This is a genomic window from Lysobacter sp. DMC97 (assembly GCF_056313745.1).
The window spans coordinates 314,218-338,274 of sequence record NZ_JBQUZR010000005.1 but is presented as its reverse complement, the minus strand read 5'-3'; the positions used below and the strand labels follow the sequence as shown (position 1 = coordinate 338,274).

Genomic DNA, 24,057 nt, shown 5'->3' with positions numbered 1-24,057 from the left:
CGCCGGGCCCGCGCGCCGACCGCTCCGGCCACGTGCGGGCGCCGCAACCGCTAGAATGCGCGGCCCGGCTGACGCCGGACGATCCTACACCCGGAGTTCCCCCATGCGTACCCATTTCTGCGGCCTCGTCGACGAGGCGCTGATCGGCCAGACCGTGACCGTGTGCGGCTGGGTCAACAAGGCCCGCGCCCAGAGCCACCAGGCCTTCGTCGACCTGCGCGACCACGAAGGCATCGTGCAGGTGCTGGTCGAAAGCGATCAGCCCGAATTGTTCGCGATCGCCGGTGCGCTGGGCGCCGAGGATGCGGTGCGCGTCACCGGCACCGTGCGTGCGCGCTACGCCGTCAACGACAAGATCCGCACCGGCAAGATCGAGATCGTGCCCATTGCTATCGAAGTGCTGAACAAGGCCGAGGCGCTGCCGTTCCACGCGCACGAGAACCCGGGTGAGGACGTGCGCCTGAAGTACCGCTACCTCGACCTGCGCCGCCCCGAGATGCAGCAGGCGATGCGCACCCGCATCCGCCTGGTGCAGGCGCTGCGCCGCTGGCTGGACGAGCGCGGCTTCCAGGACATCGAGACCCCGATCCTCACCAAGGCCACGCCCGAAGGCGCGCGCGATTTCCTCGTGCCGGCGCGCATGCATCCGGGCGAGTTCTATGCGCTGCCGCAGTCGCCGCAGCTGTTCAAGCAGATCCTGATGATGGCGGGCTTCGATCGCTACTACCAGATCGCGCGCTGCTTCCGCGACGAAGCGCTGCGCGCCGATCGCCAGCTCGAATTCACCCAGCTCGACATGGAGTTCGCGTGGGTGTCCGAGCGCGACGTGCAGGACACCACCGAAGGGATGATCCGCACCGTCTTCAAGGAGGTGATGGACGTCGACCTGGCCGACCCGTTCCCGCGCATGACGTATGCCGAGGCCATGCGCCGCTACGGCTCGGACAAGCCGGACCTGCGCATCGCGCTGGAGTTCGTCGACATCGCCGAGCTCGTGAAGACCTGCGAATTCAAGGTGTTCACCGACTGGGCGAACCATGAAGACGGCCGCGTGGTCGCGCTGCGCGCCCCGGGTGGCGCGGCGCTGAGCCGCAAGCAGATCGACGATTGCGGCGCGCACGCGGCGAAGTACGGCGCCAAGGGCCTGGCGTGGATGAAGATCGAGGACGCCGCGAAGGGCCGCGAGGGCATCGCCTCGCCGATCGCCAAGTTCCTCGACGACGCGACGCTGGCCGCGATCGTGCAGGCCACCGGCGCGCAGACCGGCGACGCGATCTTCTTCGGCGCCGCGGATTACAAGACCGCCAGCGATTTCATGGGCGCGCTGCGGCTGAAGCTGGGCAAGGACCTGAACCTCGTCGAGGCCGGCTGGAAGCCGCTGTGGGTCACCGACTTCCCGATGTTCGAGTGGGATGCGGAAGAGCAGCGCTACGTCGCCCTGCACCATCCGTTCACCGCGCCGGCGGTCGACGACATCGCCGACCTGCGCGCCAACGCGAAGACCGCGGTCTCGCGCGGCTACGACATGGTGCTCAACGGCAACGAGATCGGCGGTGGCTCGATCCGTATCCACAATTCGCAGATGCAGAGCGCGGTGTTCGACCTGCTGGGCATCGGCGCGGAGGAAGCGGAGCTGAAGTTCGGCTTCCTGCTCGACGCGCTGAAGTACGGCGCGCCGCCGCACGGCGGCATCGCCTTCGGCATCGACCGCATCGCCGCGCTGATGGCCGGCAGCGAATCGATCCGCGACGTCATCGCCTTCCCCAAGACCACCACCGCGCAGTGCCTGATGACCGGCGCGCCGTCGCCGATCCCCGACGCGCAACTGGCCGAGGTGCATGTGCAGGTGCGTCCGCGTCCGACCGAGGCGTGACCTGCTTTGGTAGAGCGGCCTTCAGGCCGCTGTTCTTTCGAGATCAAGCGAAAAACAGCGGCCTGAAGGCCGCTCTACCTGTCCCGGAAAGAGGAGTTCGCGATGACCTACGCCATCCGCCGCGCAACGCCCGCCGATGCCGAACGCGTCGCCGACATCGCGCGCCGCAACTTCACCGAGACCTTCGGGGCGCTGTATCCGCCGGAAGACCTCGCGTACTTCCTCGATACCAGCTACATCCCGGCGACGCAGCGCGAACTGCTCGAGGATCCGCGCCATGCGGTGTGGCTGCTGGAGGACGGCGACGAGACGATCGGCCACATCCTCGTCGGCCCGTGCGGCCTGCCGCACGCGGACGTGCGCGAGGGCGACGGCGAGATCAAGCGGCTGTACATCCTCGCCCGCGCCCACAACGGCGGCTGGGGCGCGCGGCTGATGCAGACCGCGATGGACTGGCTGCTGCGCGACGGCCCGCGCACGCTGTGGGTGGGCGTGTGGAGCGAGAACTTCGGCGCGCAGCGGTTCTACGCGCGCTACGGCTTCGGCCGGGTCGGCGAATACCTGTTCCCGGTCGGCCAGACCAACGACCACGAGTTCATCTTCCGGCGCGACGCGTGAGCGTGGACGCCCGCCCGCTGCGGGTCGCGCTGGTCGGCGATTCGATCCGCATGGGCGCCGAGCCGTACGTGCGCGCCGCGTTGCCGTCGGCGTGGCGGGTGTGGTCGCCGGCCGAGAACGGCGAGTCCTCGCACAAGCTGCGTGCGCAGCTCGATGCGTGGCTGCCGGCGGGCGCGTTCGACCTGATCCACCTCAACTGCGGCCTGCACGACCTGCGCCACGACCCCGGACGCGGCCGTCCGGTCGCCACGCCCGACGAATACGCCGGCAACCTGCGCGCGATCTTCACTGCGCTGGCCGATCGCGGTGCGACCGTGATCTGGGCGACGACCACGCCAATCGACGAGGCCGTGCACAACGCCGCGAAGGCGTCGCGCCGGTACGCCGCCGACGTGTCGGCGTACAACCGCATCGCCGTCGAGCTGGCGCAGGCGGCGGGCTTCCGCATCAACGATCTGCACGCCGCGCTGTCGCAGGCGCCGCTCGGCGACCTGCTGTTGCCCGATGGCGTGCATTTCACCGCGGACGGCTACGCGCGGATCGGGACGCTGGTCGCCGACGCCTTGCGGGCCGCCGCGCCGCCGCCCTGATCGCGACGGCCTGTCCCTTCCGGCATGGTTGCGTCGCCGCCGGGGCGTGCCCATGTCCGGACGAATTCCCCCGCCACCGCCGAGCTTCGACCCGATGTCGATGTCCGCTTCCCGCCGCGATTCCACTCCCGATCCCGCCCCCGCCGAAGCCCCCGCCGTCCTGCTGGTGCACGGCATCTGGAACGCCCGCGCCTGGCTGGCGCCGTTCGCCCTGCGCCTGCGCGCGGAGGGCCTGGCGCCGTCCGTCTTCGGCTACGCCAGCGTCTGGCGCGACCCCGAGACTGCCGGCGACCGGCTGATCGCGCACCTGCGCCGCCACCCGGTGAGCCATCTGGTCGGCCACAGTCTGGGCGGGCTGGTCATCCTCGAAGCCCTGCGCCGGGCGCCCGACCTGCCGGTGCAGCGGGTGGTCTGCCTGGGGTCGCCACTGCGCGGCAGTGCTGCCGCGGCCGGGCTGGCGGCGCGGCCGCCGCTGGGGCTGGCGCTGGGCCGCAGCCGGGCGCTGCTGGAGCGCGGCTGCCCGCCGTGGACCGGCTCGGCCGAGGTCGGAGTGATCGCCGGCGACCGCGCCAAGGGCCTGGGCGGCCTGTTCGCCACGCTAGACGGCGCCTCCGACGGCACCGTGGCCGTGGCCGAGACCCGGCTGGAGGGCCTGACCGACCACTGCGTGCTCCCGGCCAGCCACAGCGGGCTGGTGCTGTCGGCCGAGGTCGCCGCCCGGACCGCCCGGTTCCTGCGCGAGGGCCGCTTCGCCGGATGACTGGTGGACGGTGGCCGGCCCCGGGACTGGGGTAAAATGCCCGGCTCGGCATTCCGACTCAGGTGCGGTTCACCCATGGGCAGAGGTCCTTCCATCGAAGCGCGCAAGAACGCGGTCGACGCGCAGCGCGGCAAGATCTTCACCAAGATCATTCGCGAGATCGGCGTCGCCGCGCGCGCCGGCGGCGGTGATCCCGCCGGCAACCCGCGCCTGCGCAGCGCGGTCGACAAGGCGCTCGCGGTCAACATGTCGAAGGACGTGATCGAGCGCGCGATCAAGAAGGCCACCGGCGAACTCGAAGGCGTCGAATACGAGGAAGTGCGCTACGAGGGCTACGCGCCCGGCGGCGTCGCGGTCATCGTCGATTGCCTCACCGACAACAAGGTGCGCACCGTGGCCGACGTGCGCCACGCCTTCAGCAAGTTCGGCGGCAACCTCGGCACCGAAGGCTCGGTGTCCTTCATGTTCAGGAAGACCGGCGTGCTGTCGTTCGCCGGCGGCGCCGACGAAGAGAAGATCACCGAGGCCGCCATCGACGCCGGCGCCGACGACGTGGTGGTGTATCCCGAGGACGGCGCGATCGACGTGCTGACCTCGCCCGACGCCTTCGCCGCGGTCAAGGCCGCGATGGAAGCCGCGGGCCTCGCCGCCGACATCGCCGAAGTGACCTACCGCGCCGACAACGACAGCCCCGTCGCCGGCGAGACCGCGCAGCAGGTGGTCAAGCTGCTGCGCTGGCTGGAGGACCTGGACGACGTGCAGAACGTCTATTCCAACGCCGAGCTCGGCGCCGACGCGTACGCCTGAGCCTGCGATCGCCGGGCGCATCGACGTGACTCGCATCCTCGGCATCGATCCCGGTTCGCAGCGCACCGGCGTGGGCATCATCGATGTCGATGCGGCCGGCAAGGCGACGCACGTGTTCCACGCGCCGATCAAGCTGCTGGTGGCGGACGAGGCCGACGACGATGGCCACGGCGGTTTCCCGGCCCGATTGAAGCGATTGCTCGAAGGCCTCGGCGCTATCCTCGACGCCCATCGTCCCGACGAAGTGGCGATTGAAAAGGTATTCATGGCCCGCAACCCGGATTCGGCGCTCAAGCTAGGCCAGGCGCGCGGCGCGGCGCTGTGCGCCGTGGTCCTGCGCGACCTGCCGGTCCACGAATACGCCGCCAAGGAAGTGAAGCTCGCCGTCGTCGGCACCGGCGGCGCGGACAAGGCCCAGATCCAGCACATGGTCGGACTCATGCTCAACCTGAAGGGCAAGCTCCAGGCCGACGCCGCCGACGCGCTCGCCGTCGCCATCACCCACGCCCACGTGCGCGCGACTGCGCGCCGGCTCGGCGTGGGCACGCGCCAGGCCTGGGGCAAGCGCTGAGCGCCCGCCCCGACAACCTCCCGCACTCTCCTTCCCATTCGTTTCCCTCCGGAGTTCGCATGCATTCCGCCCTGCGCCAGAACCTGTTCCTGATCAAGGAACACGCCGGCATCTTCAAGGCCGCCAACAACTACGACGTGTTCGATCCGTCCGGCGGCGCCAAGCTGCTGGAATGCCGCGAACCCAACCTCGGCTTCTTCACCAAGCTGTTCCGCTTTACCGACTACAAGCGCATGACCCCGTTCGAGGTCGTGCTGACCGGCACCGACGGCCGCAAGGCGCTGACCGTGCGCCGCGGCATCTCGCTGTTCCTGTCGAAGGTCGAGGTGCTGGACGAGAACGGCCGCGTCATCGGCGGCTTCAAGCAGAAGCTGTTCTCGATCGGCGGTGCGTTCCGCGTGCTCGATGCCCGCGAGAACGAGGTCTGCGTGCTCAAGGGCAAGTGGACCAGCTGGGAATTCCAGTTCCTCAAGGGCGACAAGGAACTCGCGCGGGTCAGCAAGAAGTGGGCCGGCCTGGGCAAGGAACTGTTCACCAGCGCCGACAACTACGTGCTGTCGGTCTCCGATGCCGTGGCTCCGGACGACGACGTCCGCATCCTGATCATGGCCGCGGTGATGTGCATCGACATGGTGTTGAAGGAGTGAGTCGCGCCGCCGCGCGACGGAGACGGTCATGATCGGTCGACTCAGGGGTGTGCTCGTCCACAAGCAGCCGCCGTGGCTGGTGATCGACGTCCATGGCGTCGGTTACGAGCTGGAGGCGCCGATGAGCACGTTCTACGACCTGCCCGACGTCGGGCGCGAGATCGTGCTGTTCACGCACTACGCGCAGAAGGAGGACAGCGTCTCGCTGTACGGCTTCCTGCGCGAGGCCGAGCGCCGTCTGTTCCGCGACGTGCAGAAGGTCAGCGGCATCGGCGCGAAGATCGCGCTGGCGGTGCTGTCCGGCGTCAGCGTCGACGAATTCGCGCGGCTGGTGCAGGCCGGCGACGTCACCGCGCTGACCCGCATCCCGGGCATCGGCAAGAAGACCGCCGAGCGCATGGTCGTCGAACTGCGCGACCGCGCGGCCGATTTCGCCGGCGCCGGCAGCACGCTCAATGCGGGCGCCATCGGCGACGCGCAGTCCGAAGCGACGATCGCCCTGCAGCAGCTCGGCTACAAGCCCGCGGAGGCCGCACGCATGGCGCGCGACGCCACGGCGCCCGGCGACGATGCCGCCACTGTCATCCGCAAGGCGCTGCAGTCGGCGCTGCGCTGATTCTGCGTCCCCACTCCCACGCACCCGAAGGGCCATCCGGTTTCCTCCGATGAGCACATCCTCCTCCCACGATTCCAACCACGCGCAGGACGGCCACGGCCGCACGGCGATGGCCACGCTGGTCCTCGGCGCGGTCGGCGTGGTGTTCGGCGACATCGGCACCAGTCCGCTGTACACGATCCAGGAAATGTTCGGCAAGCACTTCGGCCTGACGCCGGACGCCGCGACCGTGCAGGGCCTGCTGTCGCTGGGCTTCTGGTCGCTGCTGCTGGTGGTCACGCTGAAGTACGTGATCGTGATCATGCGCGCCGACAACGACGGCGAGGGCGGCATCATGGCGCTGACCGCGCTGGCCCAGGGCAGCCTGCGCTCCGGCTCGAGGCTGAGCTACACCGTCGGCATCCTCGGCATCTTCGGCGCCGCGCTGTTCTTCGGCGACGGCATGATCACGCCGCCGATCACCGTGCTCGGCGCGGTCGCCGGCCTCGAAATCATCGACCCTTTCTTCAAGACCTGGGTCGTGCCGATCAGCCTGGTCATCCTCGCCGGCCTGTTCACGTTGCAGCGCTTCGGTACCGACAAGGTCGGCAAGGCCTTCGGCCCGGTGATGATGCTGTGGTTCGTCGCGCTGGCGGTGCTCGGCATCGGCAACATCCTGCACAACCCGTCGGTGCTGTGGGCGCTGAACCCGTACTGGGCGTGGAACTTCTTCGCGACCCACAACTGGCACGCGTTCCTGATCCTCGGCGCGGTGGTGCTGACCGTCACCGGCGGCGAGGCGCTGTACGCCGACATGGGCCACTTCGGCAAGAAGCCGATCCGCCTGGGCTGGTTCGCCTTCGTGCTGCCGGCGCTGGTGCTCAACTACTTCGGCCAGGGCGCGCTGCTGCTGAAGAACCCGGCCGCGGTCGCCAACCCGTTCTTCATGTCGATCCCGGCGTGGGCGCAGATCCCGATGCTGATCCTGGCGACGCTGGCCGCGACGGTGGCCTCGCAGGCGGTGATCACCGGCGCGTTCTCGGTGACGCGTCAGGCGATCCAGCTCGGCTACCTGCCGCGGCTGGCGATCAAGTACACGTCGAAGGACACCATCGGCCAGATCTACGTGCCGTCGATCAACTGGACGCTGTTCGCCGCGGTCGTGGTGCTGACCCTGACCTTCCGCAGCGCGACTGCGCTGGCCACCGCCTACGGCCTGTCGGTCACCGGCACGATGCTGATCGACACCCTGCTGCTGGCGATCGTCGCCTACACCCGCTGGCACGACACCCGCCGCTGGGTGCTGCCACTGTGCGGCCTGTTCCTGGTGATCGACCTGGCGTTCCTGCTCGCCAATGGCGCCAAGCTGCTCGAAGGCATCGGTGCCTGGGTGCCGCTGTTCATCGGCATCACCGCGTTCACCATGATGCGCACCTGGCGCCGTGGCCGCGAACTGCTGCGCGCCGAGATCCGCAAGGAAGGCATCCAGGTCGACGGCTTCCTCCCGGGGCTGATGCTCGCGCCGCCGGTGCGCGTGCCGGGCACGGCGGTGTTCCTGACCGCCGACAAGTCGGTGGTGCCGCACGCGCTGCTGCACAACCTCAAGCACAACAAGGTGCTGCACGAGCGCAACGTGTTCCTGACGGTGGAGACGCTCAACGTCCCGTACGCGCCGAAGGAGAAATGCCTGAAGATCGAAGCCATCGGCAACGATTTCCACCGCATCGTGATCCGCTTCGGCTTCATGGAGACGCCGGACGTGCCGCTGGCGCTGATGCGCAGCTGCGACAAGGGCGGCATCCACTTCGACCCGATGGACACGACGTACTTCTCCAGCCGCGAGACCATCGTCGCCAGCGCCCACCGCGGCATGCCGGTCTGGCGCGACAAGCTGTTCGCGCTGATGCATCGCAACGCCGCCTCGGCGACCGGGTTCTTCCGCATCCCGGGCAATCGCCTGGTGGAACTGGGCGCGCAGGTGCAGATCTAGCCGAACGACGCCGGCGCGTCCGGCTCAGGCATGGCAATTCGCGCGGCGGCCCCCATAATCGGTGGCCGCACACATGGATAGTCGTCGCCGATGATTCCCTATTCCCTGCTGGACCTCGCCCCGGTCAGCGAAGGCGCCACGCCGCACGACGCCTTCGCCAACATGCTGGACTTCGCGCGCCACGCCGAAGCCCTGGGTTACGGCCGCTTCTGGCTGGCCGAGCACCACAACATGCCCGGGATCGCCAGCGCCGCGACGGCCGTGCTGATCGGCCATGTCGCTGCCGGCACGCGCACGATCCGCGTGGGCGCCGGCGGCATCATGCTGCCCAACCACGCGCCGCTGCAGGTGGCCGAACAGTTCGGCACGCTGGCCGCGCTGCATCCGGGCCGCATCGACCTGGGCCTGGGCCGCGCCCCGGGCACCGACCAGATCACGATGCGCGCCCTGCGCCGCTACGGCGACGGCGCCGACCACTTCCCGCAGGACGTCGCCGAGCTGCTGGGCTATTTCGAGCCCGTGCGCCCCGGCCAGGCGGTGCAGGCCGTGCCCGGCGCCGGGATCGACGTGCCGGTGTGGATGCTGGGCTCCAGCCTGTTCGGCGCACAGCTGGCGGCCGCGATGGGCCTGCCGTTCGCCTTCGCGTCGCACTTCGCGCCGGGGCTGACGGACGAGGCGCTGGCCCTCTACCGGAAGCGGTTCCAGCCGTCGAAATACCTGGCGGCGCCGTATGCGATGGCGGTCCTGAACGTGGTCGCCGCCGACACCGTCGCCGAGGCGCGCCGGCTGTTCACCAGCCAGCAACTGGGTTTCCTGCGCATGATCCGCGGCCAGCCCGGGCGGGTCCCGCCGCCGGTCGACGACATCCAGGCGCATTGGCAGCCGCACGAGAAGGCGATGATCGAACAGGCGCTGTCCGGCGTGGTGATGGGCGACGCGGCCGGCGTGCGCGCCGGCATCGGCGGGTTCGTCGCCCGCCATCGCCCGGACGAGCTGATGATCACCATCAACCTCTACGACCACGCGGCGCGGCGTCGCACGCTCGAGCTGGCGGCCGACGCGTGCCGCGACGTCGCGGGGGACGGTCCGGCCGTGCGGCCCGTCGCCGTGGCCGCGCCGTAACCGCGTCGCACGTGCCGCCGGGCATAATGGCGGCATGACCACGGACCGCATCATCGCCTCCGGCGCCACCCGCGAGGACGACCTCGTCGACGCCGGCCTGCGCCCGAAGCGGCTGGACGAATACCTCGGCCAGCAGCCGGTGCGCGAGCAGATGGCGATCTACATCGAGGCCACCAAGCGCCGCGGCGAGGCGCTGGACCACGTGCTGATCTTCGGCCCGCCGGGGCTGGGCAAGACCACGCTCAGCCACGTCATCGCCAACGAACTCGGCGTCAACCTGCGCGTCACGTCCGGGCCGGTGATCGAGAAGGCCGGCGACCTCGCCGCGCTGCTCACCAACCTGCAGCCGCACGACGTGCTGTTCATCGACGAGATCCATCGCCTCTCGCCCGTGGTCGAGGAAGTGCTGTATCCGGCGATGGAGGATTTCCAGATCGACATCATGATCGGCGAGGGCCCCGCGGCGCGTTCGATCAAGCTCGACCTGCCGCCGTTCACGCTGATCGGCGCCACCACCCGCGCCGGCCTGCTCACCGCGCCGCTGCGCGACCGCTTCGGCATCGTCCAGCGCCTGGAGTTCTACAGCGCCGAGGAACTCACCCGCATCGTGCGCCGCTCGGCGCAGATCCTCGGCATCGCCTGCGAGGCCGACGGCGCCGGCGAGATCGCGCGGCGCTCGCGCGGCACGCCGCGCATCGCCAACCGCCTGCTGCGGCGCGTGCGCGACTACGCGCAGGTGCGCGCGGCCGGCCACATCGACCGCGACGTCGCCGATGCCGCGATGAAGATGCTGAAGGTCGATCCCGAGGGCTTCGACGAACTCGACCGGCGCATGCTGCAGCTGATCCTCGAGAACTTCGACGGCGGCCCGGTCGGCGTGGAATCGCTGGCCGCGGCGCTGAGCGAGGAGCGCGGCACGCTGGAGGACGTGATCGAACCGTACCTGATCCAGCAGGGCTTCCTCGTGCGCACCGCGCGCGGGCGCATGGCCACGCAGAAGGCGTATCGCCATTTCGGCCTGAAACCGAAGGCGCCGGCGCGCGACCTGTTCGCGGAGGGCGGCGATGGCGCGTGACGCAGCGGTGGTCGCGGATCCGTCCGGATCCGGAGCGGCCGGGTTCAGCTGGCCGACACGGGTCTATTGGGAGGATACCGACGCCGGTGGCGTGGTCTACCACGCGCAGTATCTGGCCTTCCTCGAACGCGCGCGCACCGAATGGCTGCGTGCGCAGGGATGGGGCCAGGAACGCCTGCGCCGCGAGTACGGTCTGGTGTTCGCGGTGCGTGCGATGACGATCGACTTCCGCCAGCCGGCGCGGCTGGACGACGCCCTCCGGGTCGGCGTGCGGCTCGCCGAATGCCGCCGCGCCAGCCTCGTGATCGCGCAGGCGATCGATCGCGACGGCCGGCGGTTGATCGATGCGGAGGTGCGCGTCGCGGCGCTGGACGCGTCGACCTTCCGCCCGATGGCGATCCCGGACGATCTGCTGTCGATGCTGCGATCCCAGGAATCCCCCGCGTCGGACGAAATCCGGCGCGACGAACCGAACGTGGAGCGAATCCCGCGATGAATGTGTTGTCCGCCGTCCTGCTGGCCGCCGTCCAGGCCACCGACCTCCAGCCGCTGCCGGCGCAGGCGCTGTCCGCCGCGGCCCCGGCCGCCGGTGCCGCGCCCGAGGCCGGCCTGAACTACCTGAAGCTGATCGTCGAGGCCAGCCTGCCGGTGCAGGCGGTGATGGCGCTGCTGCTGCTGGCGTCGGTGGCGTCGTGGGTCATCATCTTCCGCAAGAAGCGGGTGCTGGATCGCGCGCAGAAGGAGGCCGACGGCTTCGAGGAGCGCTTCTGGGCCGGCGGCGACCTCGGCCGGCTCTACGCCGAGGCCGCGGGCCGCAAGCAGCACATCAGCGGGCTGGAAGCGATCTTCGAAGGCGGCCTGCGCGAGTTCAACCGCGTGCGCCAGCGCCGCGGCGTCGACGCGCGCAGCCAGCTCGAAGGCGCGCAGCGCGCGATGCGCGCGACCGCCTCGCGCGAACTCGACGGGCTGGAACACAACCTCGAATTCCTCGCCAACGTTGGGTCGATCAGCCCCTACGTCGGCCTGTTCGGCACGGTGCTGGGCATCCTGATGTCGTTCCACGGCCTGGCCAGCATGAAGGAAGCGACGATCGCCACCGTCGCGCCGGGCATCTCCGAGGCGCTGCTGGCGACGGCGATGGGCCTGTTCGCGGCGATTCCCGCGGTGTGGGCCTACAACCGCTTCGCGACCCGCGTCGAGCGGCTGGCGGTGCGCTACGACGCCTTCGCCGAGGAGTTCTCCTCGATCCTCCAGCGCCAGGCGCACATGGACGAGCACTGACCCCGCGGCCCGCCGCGGATCGTTGACCGCATCGTCCCCGTCTCCCGCCTCACCGGACATCGACCATGGCCCTCCAAGCCGCCGGCCGTCGCCGCAAGCGCAAGCTGAAAGCCGAGATCAACGTCGTGCCGTACATCGACGTGATGCTCGTGCTGCTGATCATCTTCATGGTCACCGCGCCGCTGCTGAACCTCGGCACCGACATCCACCTGCCGCAGTCGCGCGCGAAGTCGCTGCAGACGCCAAAGGACCCGGTGGTGGTCAGCATCTACGCCGACGGCGGCTACGCGCTGATGCTCGAGCGCGGCCGCAACCGCAGCGTCGGCGCGAAGGATCTCGTCGCCGAGCTGCGCGCGGTGCACAAACGCAACGACGACATCACGGTGCTGGTCAACGGCGCCAGCGACGCCAGCTACCAGACGGTCATGCGCGGCATCGACCTGATCAAGGACGCGGGCATCGCCAAGGTGAGCCTCGTGAGCCTGCCGGAGGAATCGCGATGAACGCGCGCGCCGGGCGCCGGGTCGCGGCGGGGCAGGGCGGGGCGTAGATGCGCGAACGTCGCGAAGACACCGCGCTCGCGGTCGGCTTCTCGCTGCTGCTGCACCTCGTGCCGGTGGCGGTGCTGCTGCTGGCGTCGTTGCTGCCTAGCTCGCCGCCGTCGTCGGCCGGCGAGCCGGTGAGCGCGGACGTCATCGACCCGAACGCGCTGCCGGCCGACGTCCTCGCCGCACTGCGGACCCGGCCCGCGCCGGATGCGTCGGTCGAGCCGCCGCCGCCGGAGACGACCCCCGAGCCGCCGCCGGAGCCGCTGCCCGACGCGCTGGAGGAAACCCCGCCCGAGGCGCAGCCGCTGCCGCAGGAGCAACTGCCCGACCCGGACAAGGTCGACCAGCAGGAAGTGAAGCCGGACGCGACCTCCACCGACACCGCGCAGCGCGAGCAGGAGGCGAAGCAGCGCCAGGGCCAGGTCGACCTGACCGCCGAGCGCGAACGCCAGCAGGCCGAACAGCGCAAGACCGAGATGCAGCGCCAGCGCGAGCAACAGCTCGCCGACCTCCAGCGCCAGAAGGAACAGAACCAGCGCGAGATCGCGCTCGCCCAGCAGCGGCTGGAACAACTGGCCCAGCGCCGCGCCCAGCAGGCCTCGGCCGCGGCCGCCGCCAGCGCGCCGCCCGGCCAGCGCGGTGCCGATCCCAACACCGGCGAGCTGTACCGGCAGGCGCTGATGGAGAAGATCCGCGACAACTGGACCCGCCCGGACAACGTCTCGCCCGGGCAGGCCTGCAAGATCGTGATCCGCCAGATCCCCGGCGGCACCGTGATCGACGCCCAGGTCGACCCGTCCTGCCCCTACGACGAAGCCGGCCGGCGCTCGGTCGAGGCTGCCGTGCTCAAGGCCCAGCCGCTGCCGTACCAGGGCTTCGAGAGCGTCTTCAACCGCACGCTGATCCTGAATTTCCGTGCCGAAGACCGCTGATCGCCGCCTGTTCGACGCATCGTGCGGACGTCCGTGCGGTCTGCCCGAGTCCGGGTCCGTTCATCTTTCTGACCGTTTTCGCGGCCAAGCTGTCCCCTCGGTCGCCTCCCTCCCTTGCGCCCGCCGCCCCGACTCCCGATGACCCGCATGCCGACGTCCCTGCCGAATCGCGCCCTCGTCCTCTGCCTGCTGCTGCTCGCCCTGCTGCCGTGGGCCGCGTCCGCCCAGCAGCGTGGCCTGGAGATCGACATCGTCGGCGGCAACGCGGCGGCCACGCCGATCGCGGTGGTGCCGATGCCGTACCAGGGCGCCGGCACGCCGCCGCCGGCCGACATCGCGGAAGTCGTCCGCGCCGATCTCGCCCGCTCCGGCCAGTTCCGGCCGCTGCCGCCGGCGGACCTCGGCTCGCAGCGCCCGAGCCGTGGCGCCGACATCGATTTCGCCTACTTTCGCCAGCTCAAGCAGAACGACATCGTCGTCGGCCGCGTGCTGGACGCCGCCGACGGCAGCTACCGCGTCGAGTACGAGCTGTACGACATGGGCGGCAGTCGCCTGCTGGCGTTCGCGCTGACCGCGCGTGCCAACGCCATGCGCGACGTCGCCCACCAGATCGCCGACGCCATCTACGAAAAGCTCACCGGCGTGCGCGGCGCGTTCTGGACGCGCATCGCGTACATCGTGCAGACCGGCGTGGGCAAGGGCGCGCAGTACGCGCTGATGATCGCCGACGCCGATGGCTACAACCCGCAGACCATCGTGCGCTCGGACAAGCCGCTGCTGTCGCCGGCGTGGAGCCCCGACGGCCGCAGGCTGGCCTACGTCAGCTTCGAGCGCGGCAACTCCTCGATCGTGGTGCAGGACATTGCCACCGGCGCGCGCGAAGTCGTCGCCGGCTTCAAGGGCATCAACAGCGCGCCCAGCTTCTCGCCCGACGGCCGCCGCCTGGCGATGGTGCTGTCCAAGAGCGGCAATCCCGAGATCTACGTGATGGACCTCGGCAGCCGCGCGCTGACCCAGGTCACCAGCCAGTTCGGCATCGACACCGAGCCGGTGTGGAGCGCCGACGGCAGCTCGCTGTATTTCACCTCCGACCGCAGCGGCAAGCCGCAGATCTACCAGACGCCGGCGGGCGGCGGATCGGCCAGCCGGGTCACGTTCCAGGGCAGTTACAACGCCCGCGCCACCGTGTCCGCCGACGGCAAGCGCCTGGCCGTGGCACAGGGCAGTGGCAACGTGTACCGTATCGCGATGCTCGACCGCAGCCTGGGGTCGCCGCGCTGGACCATGCTGTCGCCGGGTTCGCTCGACGAATCCCCGAGCTTCGCGCCGAACGCGGCGATGGTGCTGTACGCCGCGCGGGAAGGTGGCCGGGGCGTGCTCTACGCCGTCTCCGCCGATGCCCGCGTCCGCCAGCGTCTCGTCCTCGCCAACGGCGACGTGCGCGAGCCGGCCTGGGGCCCGTACCGCCTGCCGCGCTGACGCCGCAACCGATCGCGCCGTCCGTACCTCTTCACCTCCGACCCCTCCCGTGACCACCCGAGACCCTGCATGAACACGACCTCCCGAGTGCTGCTCACCGCGATCCTGTGCGTGACCGCCGCCGCCTGTACGAAGAAGGTGAAGGAAGACCCGAACACCAACGCCACCGTCGGCACCGGCACCAGCCAGTCCTCCGGGACCACGTCCTCCGGGATCGGCAACACCCCCATGGGCCCGCGCAGCGGCGTGTACGGTCCCGAAGACCTCGACACCGACGCCTGCCTCCGCGAGCGCGTCGTCTACTTCGATTTCGACCAGGACGCGCTGAAGCCGGAATTCCAGGCCATCGTCGCCTGCCACGCCAAGTACCTGCGCGACCGTCCCAGCGCGCGCATGACCCTCGAAGGCAACGCCGACGAGCGCGGCAGCCGCGAGTACAACATCGGCCTCGGCGAACGCCGCGGCAACGCCGTCTCGTCGTCGGTCCAGGCCAACGGCGGCTCCGGTACGCAGGTCACCGTCGTCAGCTACGGCGAAGAGCGTCCGACCTGCACCGAGTCGACCGAAGAGTGCTGGGGCCGCAACCGTCGCGTCGAGATCGTCTACACCGCGAAGTAAGCCATCGTTCCATCCGCGGGGCGCCGTCGTGCGCCCCGCGTCGTGTCTGCCGTCCGTCCCGCCGCCGATCAGGTGCTGCCGTCGTGAATGTCCGTCGTTTCCCGCGTTCCCTGGCCTTCGTCGTCCTCGTGCTCGCCCTCGGCGTGTGCCTGCCGGCCTCGGCGCAGCGGATGAGCACGTCGGACCGGCTCACCGCGCTGGAGCAGCAGCTGTCGGCGATGCGTTCGGGCAACCTCGACCTGCTCAACCAGATCGGCGACCTCAAGAGCGAAGTGCAGTCGCTGCGCGGCCAGGTCGAGGAACTGCAGCAGCAGCTCGAACAGCAGAAGCAGGCGTCGAAGACCCAATACCTCGATCTCGACAGCCGCCTCGCCCGGCTCGAAGGCGGCGACGCCCCGGTGAACGCTGCGCCCGCGCCGGTCACGCCGGCGGTGCCCGTGCCGACCACGCCCGCGGCCGTGCCACCGGCGACCTCGTCGGCCGCCGCGCCCGCGACCTCGCAGGAACCCGCGCCGCGCGTCTACGGCGATTCGGCGGCCTTTACCGGCCGCGCCGAGGACGAACGCGGCGCCTACAACCAGGCCTTCGATGCCCTGAAGGCCGGCCGCTACGCCGATGCCTCTCGCGCGTTCCAGGCCTTCCTCGACGCCTACCCGAACGGCGTGTTCACGCCCAACGCCTTCTACTGGCTGGGCGAGAGCTACTACGTCACCCAGAACTACGCGCTGGCGCTGGAACAGTTCCAGACGCTGCTCAACCGCTATCCCACCCACGACAAGGCCGCCGGCGCGCTGCTGAAGGTCGGCCTTTGCCAGTACGGCCTGCGCCAGCTCGACGCCGCCCAGGTCACGCTGGCGAAGGTGGTGTCGCGCTATCCCGGTACCGAGGCCGCGCGCAGCGCCGACGACCGCCTCCGCGCGATCCAGCTGTCGCGGGTGAAGTGAGGCGGGAGCGCCCGCCTGCCCGGTAGAATGGGCGGGTGAACGTCGACACCGCCTCGGCGCCGACCGCTGCCACGGCGGAGCGCCTCAAGATCACCGAAATCTTCCTCTCGCTGCAGGGCGAGGCCCGCGACGCGGGCTGGCCCACCGTATTCGTGCGCCTGACCGGCTGCCCGCTGCGCTGCGGCTACTGCGACACGGCCTACGCCTTCTTCGGCGGCGAGTGGCGCGACATCGACGCCATCGTCGACGAGGTCGCCGGCCACGGCGTCCGCCACGTCTGCGTCACCGGCGGCGAGCCGCTGGCGCAGAAACGCTGCCTCGACCTGCTGCGCCGGCTCTGCGACGCCGGCCATGTCGTCTCGCTGGAGACCTCCGGCGCGCTCGACATCGCCGACGTCGATCCGCGGGTGTCGCGCGTGCTCGACATCAAGACGCCGGGCTCCGGCGAGGTCGCGCGCAACCGCTGGGAGAACCTGCCGCTGCTCACCGCGCACGACCAGATCAAGTTCGTGATCTGCGATCGCGCCGACTACGACTGGGCGCGCGCCGTGCTCGCCGAGCACCGCCTCGACGCGCGCTGCGACGTGCTGTTCTCGCCGAGCAAGGACCAGGTCGCCGCGCACGACCTCGCCGACTGGATCGTCGCCGACCGCCTGCCGGTCAAGTTCCAGCTGCAACTGCACAAACTCCTGTGGGGCGACGCCCCCGGCCGTTGAGGAATCGCTTTCGATGAAACCCGCCGTCGTCCTCGTCTCCGGAGGCATGGACTCCGCCGTCGTCCTCGCGATCGCCCGCGAGCAGGGCTTCGCCCCGCATGCGCTGAGCGTGCGCTACGGCCAGCGCCACACGTCCGAACTCGACGCCGCCGCGCGCGTCGCGCAGGCCCTGGGCGCGACCGCGCACAAGACCGTGCATGTCGACCTGCGCAGTCTCGGCGGCTCCGCGCTGACCGACGACGGCATCGACGTGCCCACCGACGCCGACGGCCACGTCATCGGCGCCGGCATCCCGTCGACCTACGTGCCGGCGCGCAACACCATCATGCTGTCGGTCGCGCTGGGCTGGGCCGAAGTGCTGGGCGCCACCGACCTGTTCTGCGGCGTGAATGCCGTCGACTACTCGGGCTACCCCGACTGCCGTCCCGAATTCATCGCCGGCTTCGAGGCGCTGGCCAACCTGGCGACGAAGGCGGGCGTCGAAGGCGCCGCCTTCCGCGTCCACGCCCCGCTGATGCGCATGACCAAGGCCGACATCGTCCGCGAAGGCCTGCGCCTGGGTGTCGACTTCGCCCAGACCGTCTCCTGCTACCAGGCTGATCCCGACGGCCGCGCCTGCGGCCACTGCGACGCCTGCCGCCTCCGCGCCGACGGCTTCGCCGCCGCGGGCGTCGCCGACCCCACCCGCTACGTCGGCTGACCCACCCGGCGGATTGGGCTAGAATGCGGCCCTCGGCGCAACGCCGAGGCCGGCCTCGCCGGTACATGTGGGCCGTTAGCTCAGTCGGTAGAGCAGAAGACTTTTAATCTTTTGGTCGAAGGTTCGAATCCTTCACGGCCCACCATTTCCCCCTTCGTCCTTGTTCCTGCGCGATGGATATCGGATGCGCTGCATCCGTGTGATGCACGGGCAGTGGCAAATGGATGATCGATGTGTCGTTGGCAAGGCCGACTTTGTGTCGGGCATGCAAGTGCGGGGGCAAAATGGAATCGTCAAATGCGGGAATTCGAAGGAACATCCATGAAGACCGTGAAGGCTGTTGCTCTCGTGCTCCTGCTTGCGGGCTGGGGCAGCGCGTTCGCTGGTTGCCGCCCTGCGGGGCGGGCTGATTTCTCGCGGGAGTTGAGGGGCGGCGGGTTCACGGGTCTTGCCTCCGGCGAATTCAAGCTCAAGGCGTCGGCTGGCTACTATTGCTTTTATAGCTACATGCATTCAGCGAATACCCAGGGTGGGACCACGTCCTGGGCGCTGGTCGTATTCAAGGGCGGAAAATATCTCGGGCTCTACGAGATTTCTTCGTCGAGGGTCGCTGTTGCCGGCGAAAGGGTGATTGTCCGTGACATCTTTGGCCAGACCGGTTCGTTCAAGTTGTCAGACATGGTGATCGGCAAAAAGATTTTCCTGATCGATGATGATCATGTCTTTTCAAAGTAAACGCTCGTAACCCCGGGTGCGGTGGAAGGCCTCTAACCCGTACATGGTGGCGCGCCGGAAGGCCCTAACCCGCACATGACGGCGCGCCGGAAGCGCCCTAAGCCTCATAGGGTGCGCCCTTGGTGCACCTTCTGCGGGTGACGCATGCATCGCTGGAAACTCCGATGTATTTCGGATTCTTCTGATGTTGCGTCATGGCGCGCGTAGACATGCTGGGCCATGCCTCGCTATCGCCGCGAATACGTGCCGGGTGGCACGTTCTTCTTCATCATGCGTTTGCTGGAACGCCAGCGGCGGTTGCTGGCGGATCATGTCGACGATCTGAGGGCGTCGTACCGTATCGCTTGGCTGGCACAGCCCTTCGAGGTGATCGCAATCGTGGTGCTGCTGCATTCTCTGCGCTGCGCGTGGCGCTTGCCGAAGGGTGACGGCGACAACGCAGTGCGTTGGTGCGGATCAATTGCGGATTCTGTCGCCGGTTGCCGACATGCATTCGTTGGCGATCACCCGAGAAAATCGAAAGGTGATTACAACCCATCTCGGAAAAACGTGGCGGACCGAAGTCCGCCACGTCTCATCGCCGATCTTCAATGAATCAGAAGCGGCAGTCGCTTACAGCCACAGATTCATCGCGTGGTTGGCGACGGGGTTGATGATCGACACATAGGCGCCCCAGTAGGTGCAACCGTTGTTGTTGCCGACGTGCTCCAGCCCGATCGGCACGGTCCACACGGGGTCCAGGTTGCGGCAGAACACTTCGACTTTCGCGCTGCCCAGTGCGGACACCAGCTGCGTGCGCAGGCTGGCATTGCCGACGCGCGCGGGGTTGTAGGCTTCCAGGTTCGGTGCCTTGCCGCGGATGGTGAACGCATAGGCTTCGGCCATGGCGCCGCCCAGGCTGTGGCCCGTCACGCGGTAGACGTTGTTGCAGGCGACGGCATCGACCGCGGCCTTGTAGCTGTTGAGCCGGTCGGCGTAGCCGACACCGATCCTCGCGGCATTGCCCGGCTCACCCGGAACGGCCACGGCCGAGCCGAACTGGTTTTCGATGTTGGTCAGCCAGTCGCCCGCGGTCGAGCTGCCGCGCCACGCGACGACGCAGTCGGTCGTGCCGTTGCTCGTGCTCTTCCAGACCTTCACGACGTCGCGGTTCAGCGCCACCGAGTAGAAGCGGGTGCCTTCCTGCCGGCTGCTGGCGGTGGCCTGGTAGGCGTTGTTGGCGAACCAGGCGTAGTTGCTGCCCGGGGCGATGGTCTTGGTCATGAACGTATTCGCGAGCAGCGCCTTGCCGGCCGAGGTCTGCGCATAGTCGATGCCCACTTCGACCGCGGCTGCGTCGGGCGCGAGGTCGGTCGCGACGGCACGGCCGTTGTCCCACGAGATGCGGACCGCGACGTTCTGCAGGTTCTGCGTCTTCGCTTCGGGCGCGTACGCGGCGACGAAAGCGTGCAGGCGCGGCACGTTCCACGAACCGCTTTCCGCCATCACGACCCAGTTCAGGTCGCGGGCGAGATCGAGCACGGCCTTCATCTTCTTCCGGTTCATCTCGACGCTGTCGACGTCGATGTACACGATGGCGTCGGTCGCGTCCTTCGGCAGCGAGGCGAGCGTGTAGCGCTTCGTCTGGCCGTCGAAGATCTCGAAGCCGACGTCGCCCATCGTGCGGGTCAGCGCGATGACCGGCATGCGCTTGGTCTGGACGGCCGGGGCGGCCTGGTCGGGCTTCACGGCGGCGGCGCGGGTCGCGACGACGCCATTGCCGGCCGACACCATCGTGGTTGCGGCGATGCCCGCGGCCAGGAGGCCGAGCTTGATCGAACTGCGTGCTTTCTTCATGACTTTCCTTGATGTCGTGTTGTTGGTCTTGTCCGATGGCTTCCGGATTCCGGAAGTGCGCCATCAACGCAGACGACCCGCGCGGTCGTGCCGTGCGCCCTCTCCTGCCGTCTTCCGATGCATGGCTTCCCCAGTTTCGTCAGCTTTCGGGTGCGCGACAAGTCGCGTTATGCTCATGTTTCCGTACGCAAGTGGACTGCGTTCAAGTGATTGACAGCGCTGGGAAATCTTCGAGTCCGGAGCGCGATTTCCGCGTGCGCCCTCAGTTTCCCGTCACGTCCCGGGCGTCGCTTCCCCGGCCAGCGGCCTCGCCCCCGCCGCACCGCGGCCGCCGATCGCGGTGCCGGCGTCGCCGCCACTGCCGCAATCGCCCGAGGCCGGGCCGCTGCAGGGCGGCGTCATGAAAGCCACGAAAGTCGTCAGGCGCCGGCCCCGGCAGGCGCGGTCCCAGAGCACGGTCGACGCCCTCTACGAGGCGACGGTGCAGATCATCGAGCGGGAGGGAAGCGACAGGATCACCATGAAGCGGGTGTCCGATGTCTCCGGCTACAGCATCGGTACGCTCTACCAGTATTTCCAGGATCGCGATTCGCTGCTGATGGCCATGTCGATCGCGCATCGCGACCGGTTGATCGAGCGCCTGAAAGCGGTGCTTGCGGCCTCCCGCGACCGGTCTTGCCGCGAGGCCGTCTCGTGTCTGGTCGGCGAGCTCGTCGCCGACGCGCGCTGCAAGCGGAAAACGCTGCGGGCGGTGGTCCGCGCCGTGACCAGCAAGGGAATGGCCGTGCGGATGCTTGCCGGCATGCGGGTCCTCGATGACTGCATCGCACGCGCGCTGGCGGAACTGGCGGCCGGCCACGGTGCGACGTTGTCCCCGGCCGGCCAGTTCGTGTTGTCGCGGTCGTTGACGTCCGTACTGTGGTCGGCCGTGATGGAGGAGTCCGATCTGCTCGACACACCGGAACTGGAGGATCGGCTGTGCCGCATGGTGGCGGCGACGATGATCGCGGATCCGGGATCCAACGCCGCCCAGGAGGCGCCCGATGCGCGTCCGGCCGCTCTTTCGGCGGACGCGTAGCGAAGCCCGTCAAGGCCTAGACCGCGACGCCTGCCATGGGCCGCAAGGGCGCACGGCGGCGCGTGCCGGATGCCCGGCGATGCGTTACAGCGGCACCGGCATCAACTTCAGCAGTCGCCCGCCCGTGCCGTCCTCCAGCAGCCACAGCGCGCCGTCGGGGCCCTGTTCGACTTCGCGGATGCGCTGGCCCATGGCGTAGCGTTCGGCTTCGCGGGCGGTGGTGCCTTCGAACTGGATGCGGACCAGCGACTGCGAGGCGAGGCCGCCGATGAAGCCGTGGCCGCGGAACCACGGGAACAGGTTGCCGCTGTAGATGACGAAGCCGGCGGGGGCGATGACCGGGTTCCACGAGGCTTCCGGCGCGTTGAGGTCGGGGCGGGTGCTGTGGCGCGGGATCGGCGTGCCGTCGTAGTTGTCGCCGTTGGAGACGAGCGGCCAGCCGTAGTTGCTGCCGCGTTCGATCAGGTTGAGTTCGTCGCCGCCCATCGGGCCCATCTCGTGCGTCCACAGCCGGCCGGCGCTGTCGAAGGCGATGCCGAGCAGGTTGCGGTGGCCGTACGACCAGATCTGCGTGCTCACGCCGCCGCGCGAGGCGAACGGGTTGTCGGTCGGCACGCGGCCGTCGTCGAACAGCCGGATCACCTTGCCGAGGTTGGTGTTCAGATCCTGCGCCGGCGAGCCCTGCTGGCGTTCGCCGGAGGTGATCCAGAGCATGCCGTCGGGGCCGAATGCGATGCGGTGGCTGTAGTGGCCGCTGCCGCTGACCTTGGGCGTCTGCCGCCACAGCACTTCCGGCGTGGACAGGCTGCCGCCGGTGCCGCTCAGCGTGAGCGTGGCGCGCGCCACCGCCGCGCCGCGGGTGTCGCCGGCGCCGGCTTCGGCGTAGCTGACATACACGAGGTGGTTGGTGGCGTACTGCGGATGCAGCACCACGTCGCCGAAGCCGCCCTGGCCGCCGTAGGCGACGGTCGGCACGCCGGTGATGGTGCCGGTGGTCTTCGTCGCGGGATCGAACAGCCGCAGCTGCCCGGCCTTTTCGGTGACCAGCAGGCGGCCGTCGGGCAGGAAGGTCATCGCCCACGGTTCGTTGAAGCTGGCGAAGGACGTGACCGTGAACGGCGGGCGCGGCAGTTGCGTCGGCGGGCGGTTGCCGCCGGTGCGGTGCAGCTCGGGCGCCGCGGCGGCGCCGGGCTTCGTCGGGATTTCGCGCTCGCGCGGCGCGACGGCGCGTTCGCGCACGGACAGGCGCTTGTCGTCGGCGGGGCGATCCTGCGACTGCGTGCAGCCGGTGGGCAGGAGCGCGAGGCACAGCAGGGCGAGGGGCAGGGGGCGCATGGCGATGACCTCGAAGCATGGCGTGGGGGCGCAGGTCCCGCAGTCGCGGTCCGCGCCCGGCATCCCCCCGCGGCCATGGTGCCGGGGCCGGCGCCGTCTTGCATGAACGCGATCGCGCGTCGGCCGCTGCGGGCATCGCCGGCATGACCTCTAGCCGATGGCGCGTCGCCGGGCGGGCGCACAATGCGGTCCTTCCCCCGAACCGGAACACGATCATGGATACCCGCGGATTCCTCGACCAGTTGCTCAAGACCGCACAGCAGAGCGCGGGCGACCTCGCCGGCAGTGCGGGCATCGGCAGCGGCGCCGACTTCGGCAAGGGCGCGCTGGCCGGCGGCGCGCTCGCGTTGCTGCTGGGCAACCGGCGCGCACGGAAGATGGCGACGCTCGGCGGCCTCGCCGCGGTCGGTGCCTTGGCCTACCGCGCCTACGGCGACTGGAAGCGGCAGCAGGACGGCGCGTCGGCCGGTGCCGCGGTCGTCCAGCCGCCGCCGTTCGCGCCGGCGCTGTCGGCGCCCGAGGCCGAGACCCACAGCCAGGCGCTGCTGAAGGCGCTGATCGCCGCGGCCAAGGCCGACGGCCACGTCGACGAGCGCGAACGCGCGACCATCGAGGGCGAGTTCGTCCGCCTCGACGCCGATGCCGAGACCCGCCAGTGGCTGCAGGCCGAACTGCAGAAGCCGCTGGATCCGGCCGAGGTCGCCGCCGCGGCCGCATCGCCGGAACTCGCGGCGCAGATGTACGCCGCCAGCGTGATGGTGGTCGACGAGCAGAACTTCATGGAGCGCGCCTACCTCGACGAACTCGCGCGCCAGTTGAAGCTCGACGACGGCCTGAAGGGGACGCTGGAGCAGCAGGCGCGCAGCCCCGCGGGTTGAGCCGCCGGCCGGCGTGTCCGGCCGCGCGGGCGATCGGACACCGGTCCCGCAGGCGACCATGGTCGTAGGCCGGCGCGCTTGAGCGGCGACCGGCTTCGTGGGATTTTGACTCGCTCGCTGAACGGCGTGGCGATGTTTCGTGGTGCACGTCACGGTTTAAGGTTGGGTCCGTCGGCATCTTGGCGCGTCGCCGCCCGCTGCGGGCGATGACGATGGCCTGCCGCCCTTCGGCGGCGCCATTGCGGACACTGGCGTACAGGGGCGCCGGACGCGAGGGAGCGCGCGTGACGCGGGCGATGCGCATCGTCCACGAGTTCCCGACCCCCACC

At 69.6% G+C, this 24,057-nt stretch carries 26 protein-coding genes and 1 tRNA gene; 25 read left to right on the top strand and 2 right to left on the bottom strand.

All coding sequences use genetic code 11. From position 1 onward, the window contains the following. Nucleotides 1-103: 103 nt before the first annotated feature. From aspS to ACT53Q_RS13050, 23 genes are all read left to right on the top strand, one after another. Nucleotides 104-1,873: an aspartate--tRNA ligase gene (aspS, locus tag ACT53Q_RS13160; RefSeq protein WP_476187097.1), complete on the top strand. Its 1,770-nt coding sequence runs from the start codon at nt 104-106 to the stop codon at nt 1,871-1,873. Nucleotides 1,874-1,975: 102 nt separating this feature from the next. Beyond that, complete coding sequence (locus ACT53Q_RS13155) at nt 1,976-2,491, top strand: N-acetyltransferase family protein (RefSeq protein ID WP_476187096.1); 516 nt, start codon at nt 1,976-1,978, stop codon at nt 2,489-2,491. After that, nucleotides 2,488-3,081, top strand: coding sequence for an SGNH/GDSL hydrolase family protein (locus ACT53Q_RS13150; RefSeq protein WP_476187095.1), 594 nt, complete (start codon nt 2,488-2,490; stop codon nt 3,079-3,081). Before ACT53Q_RS13155 ends, ACT53Q_RS13150 begins: the two co-directional genes overlap by 4 nt. 94 nt (nt 3,082-3,175) lie before the next feature. Then, nucleotides 3,176-3,841, top strand: coding sequence for an esterase/lipase family protein (locus ACT53Q_RS13145; protein WP_476187094.1), 666 nt, complete (start codon nt 3,176-3,178; stop codon nt 3,839-3,841). 75 nt (nt 3,842-3,916) lie between these two features. Further along, nucleotides 3,917-4,648: a YebC/PmpR family DNA-binding transcriptional regulator gene (locus tag ACT53Q_RS13140; protein WP_476187093.1), complete on the top strand. Its 732-nt coding sequence runs from the start codon at nt 3,917-3,919 to the stop codon at nt 4,646-4,648. A gap of 25 nt (nt 4,649-4,673) precedes the next feature. Continuing rightward, nucleotides 4,674-5,219: a crossover junction endodeoxyribonuclease RuvC gene (gene ruvC, locus ACT53Q_RS13135; protein ID WP_476187092.1), complete on the top strand. Its 546-nt coding sequence runs from the start codon at nt 4,674-4,676 to the stop codon at nt 5,217-5,219. 59 nt (nt 5,220-5,278) lie between these two features. After that, nucleotides 5,279-5,866, top strand: a complete 588-nt coding sequence (locus ACT53Q_RS13130) for an LURP-one-related family protein (protein WP_476187091.1) — start codon at nt 5,279-5,281, stop codon at nt 5,864-5,866. 28 nt (nt 5,867-5,894) lie between these two features. Further along, entirely contained in the window at nt 5,895-6,482 is a 588-nt protein-coding gene (gene ruvA / locus ACT53Q_RS13125; protein WP_476187090.1) for a Holliday junction branch migration protein RuvA, read from the top strand. 49 nt (nt 6,483-6,531) lie between these two features. Further along, nucleotides 6,532-8,451, top strand: a complete 1,920-nt coding sequence (locus ACT53Q_RS13120) for a potassium transporter Kup (protein ID WP_476187089.1) — start codon at nt 6,532-6,534, stop codon at nt 8,449-8,451. Nucleotides 8,452-8,541: 90 nt separating this feature from the next. Beyond that, nucleotides 8,542-9,573: an LLM class flavin-dependent oxidoreductase gene (locus tag ACT53Q_RS13115; RefSeq protein WP_476187088.1), complete on the top strand. Its 1,032-nt coding sequence runs from the start codon at nt 8,542-8,544 to the stop codon at nt 9,571-9,573. A 34-nt stretch (nt 9,574-9,607) separates the two neighbouring features. Further along, nucleotides 9,608-10,648 (top strand): Holliday junction branch migration DNA helicase RuvB, encoded by a 1,041-nt coding sequence (gene ruvB, locus ACT53Q_RS13110; protein ID WP_476187087.1) that lies wholly within the window; start codon nt 9,608-9,610, stop codon nt 10,646-10,648. Further along, a complete protein-coding gene (gene ybgC, locus ACT53Q_RS13105) occupies nt 10,638-11,144 on the top strand; it encodes a tol-pal system-associated acyl-CoA thioesterase (protein ID WP_476187086.1) in 507 nt (168 codons plus the stop codon). The genes ruvB and ybgC overlap by 11 nt, the downstream gene beginning before the upstream one ends. 5 nt (nt 11,145-11,149) lie before the next feature. Next, nucleotides 11,150-11,929, top strand: a complete 780-nt coding sequence (tolQ, locus tag ACT53Q_RS13100; protein ID WP_476187201.1) for a protein TolQ — start codon at nt 11,150-11,152, stop codon at nt 11,927-11,929. Nucleotides 11,930-11,994: 65 nt separating this feature from the next. After that, nucleotides 11,995-12,432, top strand: coding sequence for an ExbD/TolR family protein (locus tag ACT53Q_RS13095; protein ID WP_476187085.1), 438 nt, complete (start codon nt 11,995-11,997; stop codon nt 12,430-12,432). Nucleotides 12,433-12,479: 47 nt separating this feature from the next. Then, nucleotides 12,480-13,409: a TonB C-terminal domain-containing protein gene (locus tag ACT53Q_RS13090; RefSeq protein WP_476187084.1), complete on the top strand. Its 930-nt coding sequence runs from the start codon at nt 12,480-12,482 to the stop codon at nt 13,407-13,409. A 147-nt stretch (nt 13,410-13,556) separates the two neighbouring features. Beyond that, nucleotides 13,557-14,888, top strand: a complete 1,332-nt coding sequence (gene tolB, locus ACT53Q_RS13085) for a Tol-Pal system beta propeller repeat protein TolB (protein WP_476187083.1) — start codon at nt 13,557-13,559, stop codon at nt 14,886-14,888. A gap of 69 nt (nt 14,889-14,957) precedes the next feature. After that, nucleotides 14,958-15,506 carry a peptidoglycan-associated lipoprotein Pal gene (pal, locus tag ACT53Q_RS13080; RefSeq protein WP_476172968.1) on the top strand — a complete coding sequence of 183 codons (549 nt, stop codon included), beginning with the start codon at nt 14,958-14,960 and terminating at the stop codon, nt 15,504-15,506. 170 nt (nt 15,507-15,676) lie between these two features. After that, nucleotides 15,677-16,450 (top strand): tol-pal system protein YbgF, encoded by a 774-nt coding sequence (ybgF, locus tag ACT53Q_RS13075; RefSeq protein ID WP_476187200.1) that lies wholly within the window; start codon nt 15,677-15,679, stop codon nt 16,448-16,450. A gap of 35 nt (nt 16,451-16,485) precedes the next feature. Next, on the top strand, nt 16,486-17,166 hold the full coding sequence (queE, locus tag ACT53Q_RS13070) for a 7-carboxy-7-deazaguanine synthase QueE (RefSeq protein WP_476187082.1): 681 nt from the start codon (nt 16,486-16,488) through the stop codon (nt 17,164-17,166). A gap of 13 nt (nt 17,167-17,179) precedes the next feature. Beyond that, nucleotides 17,180-17,866, top strand: coding sequence for a 7-cyano-7-deazaguanine synthase QueC (queC, locus tag ACT53Q_RS13065; RefSeq protein ID WP_476187081.1), 687 nt, complete (start codon nt 17,180-17,182; stop codon nt 17,864-17,866). Between the two features lie 69 nt (nt 17,867-17,935). Further along, nucleotides 17,936-18,011: transfer RNA gene (locus tag ACT53Q_RS13060), tRNA-Lys, on the top strand. Nucleotides 18,012-18,187: 176 nt separating this feature from the next. Further along, complete coding sequence (locus tag ACT53Q_RS13055; RefSeq protein WP_476187080.1) at nt 18,188-18,601, top strand: hypothetical protein; 414 nt, start codon at nt 18,188-18,190, stop codon at nt 18,599-18,601. 219 nt (nt 18,602-18,820) lie between these two features. Continuing rightward, nucleotides 18,821-19,195, top strand: a complete 375-nt coding sequence (locus ACT53Q_RS13050; protein WP_476187079.1) for a hypothetical protein — start codon at nt 18,821-18,823, stop codon at nt 19,193-19,195. 18 nt (nt 19,196-19,213) lie between these two features. Here the strand turns inward: ACT53Q_RS13050 and ACT53Q_RS13045 are convergent, their stop codons facing one another. Next, complete coding sequence (locus tag ACT53Q_RS13045) at nt 19,214-20,437, bottom strand: lipase family protein (protein ID WP_476187078.1); 1,224 nt, start codon at nt 20,435-20,437, stop codon at nt 19,214-19,216. A gap of 400 nt (nt 20,438-20,837) precedes the next feature. Between ACT53Q_RS13045 and ACT53Q_RS13040 the strand changes: the two genes are divergently transcribed. Next, entirely contained in the window at nt 20,838-21,515 is a 678-nt protein-coding gene (locus ACT53Q_RS13040; protein ID WP_476187077.1) for a TetR/AcrR family transcriptional regulator, read from the top strand. Nucleotides 21,516-21,599: 84 nt separating this feature from the next. Here ACT53Q_RS13040 and ACT53Q_RS13035 read toward each other — a convergent pair whose 3' ends face one another. Beyond that, nucleotides 21,600-22,760: a PQQ-dependent sugar dehydrogenase gene (locus ACT53Q_RS13035; RefSeq protein WP_476187199.1), complete on the bottom strand. Its 1,161-nt coding sequence runs from the start codon at nt 22,758-22,760 to the stop codon at nt 21,600-21,602. Nucleotides 22,761-23,065: 305 nt separating this feature from the next. Here ACT53Q_RS13035 and ACT53Q_RS13030 point away from each other — a divergent pair, with 305 nt between their 5' ends. Continuing rightward, nucleotides 23,066-23,728, top strand: a complete 663-nt coding sequence (locus ACT53Q_RS13030; protein WP_476187076.1) for a tellurite resistance TerB family protein — start codon at nt 23,066-23,068, stop codon at nt 23,726-23,728. Nucleotides 23,729-24,057 lie beyond the last annotated feature (329 nt).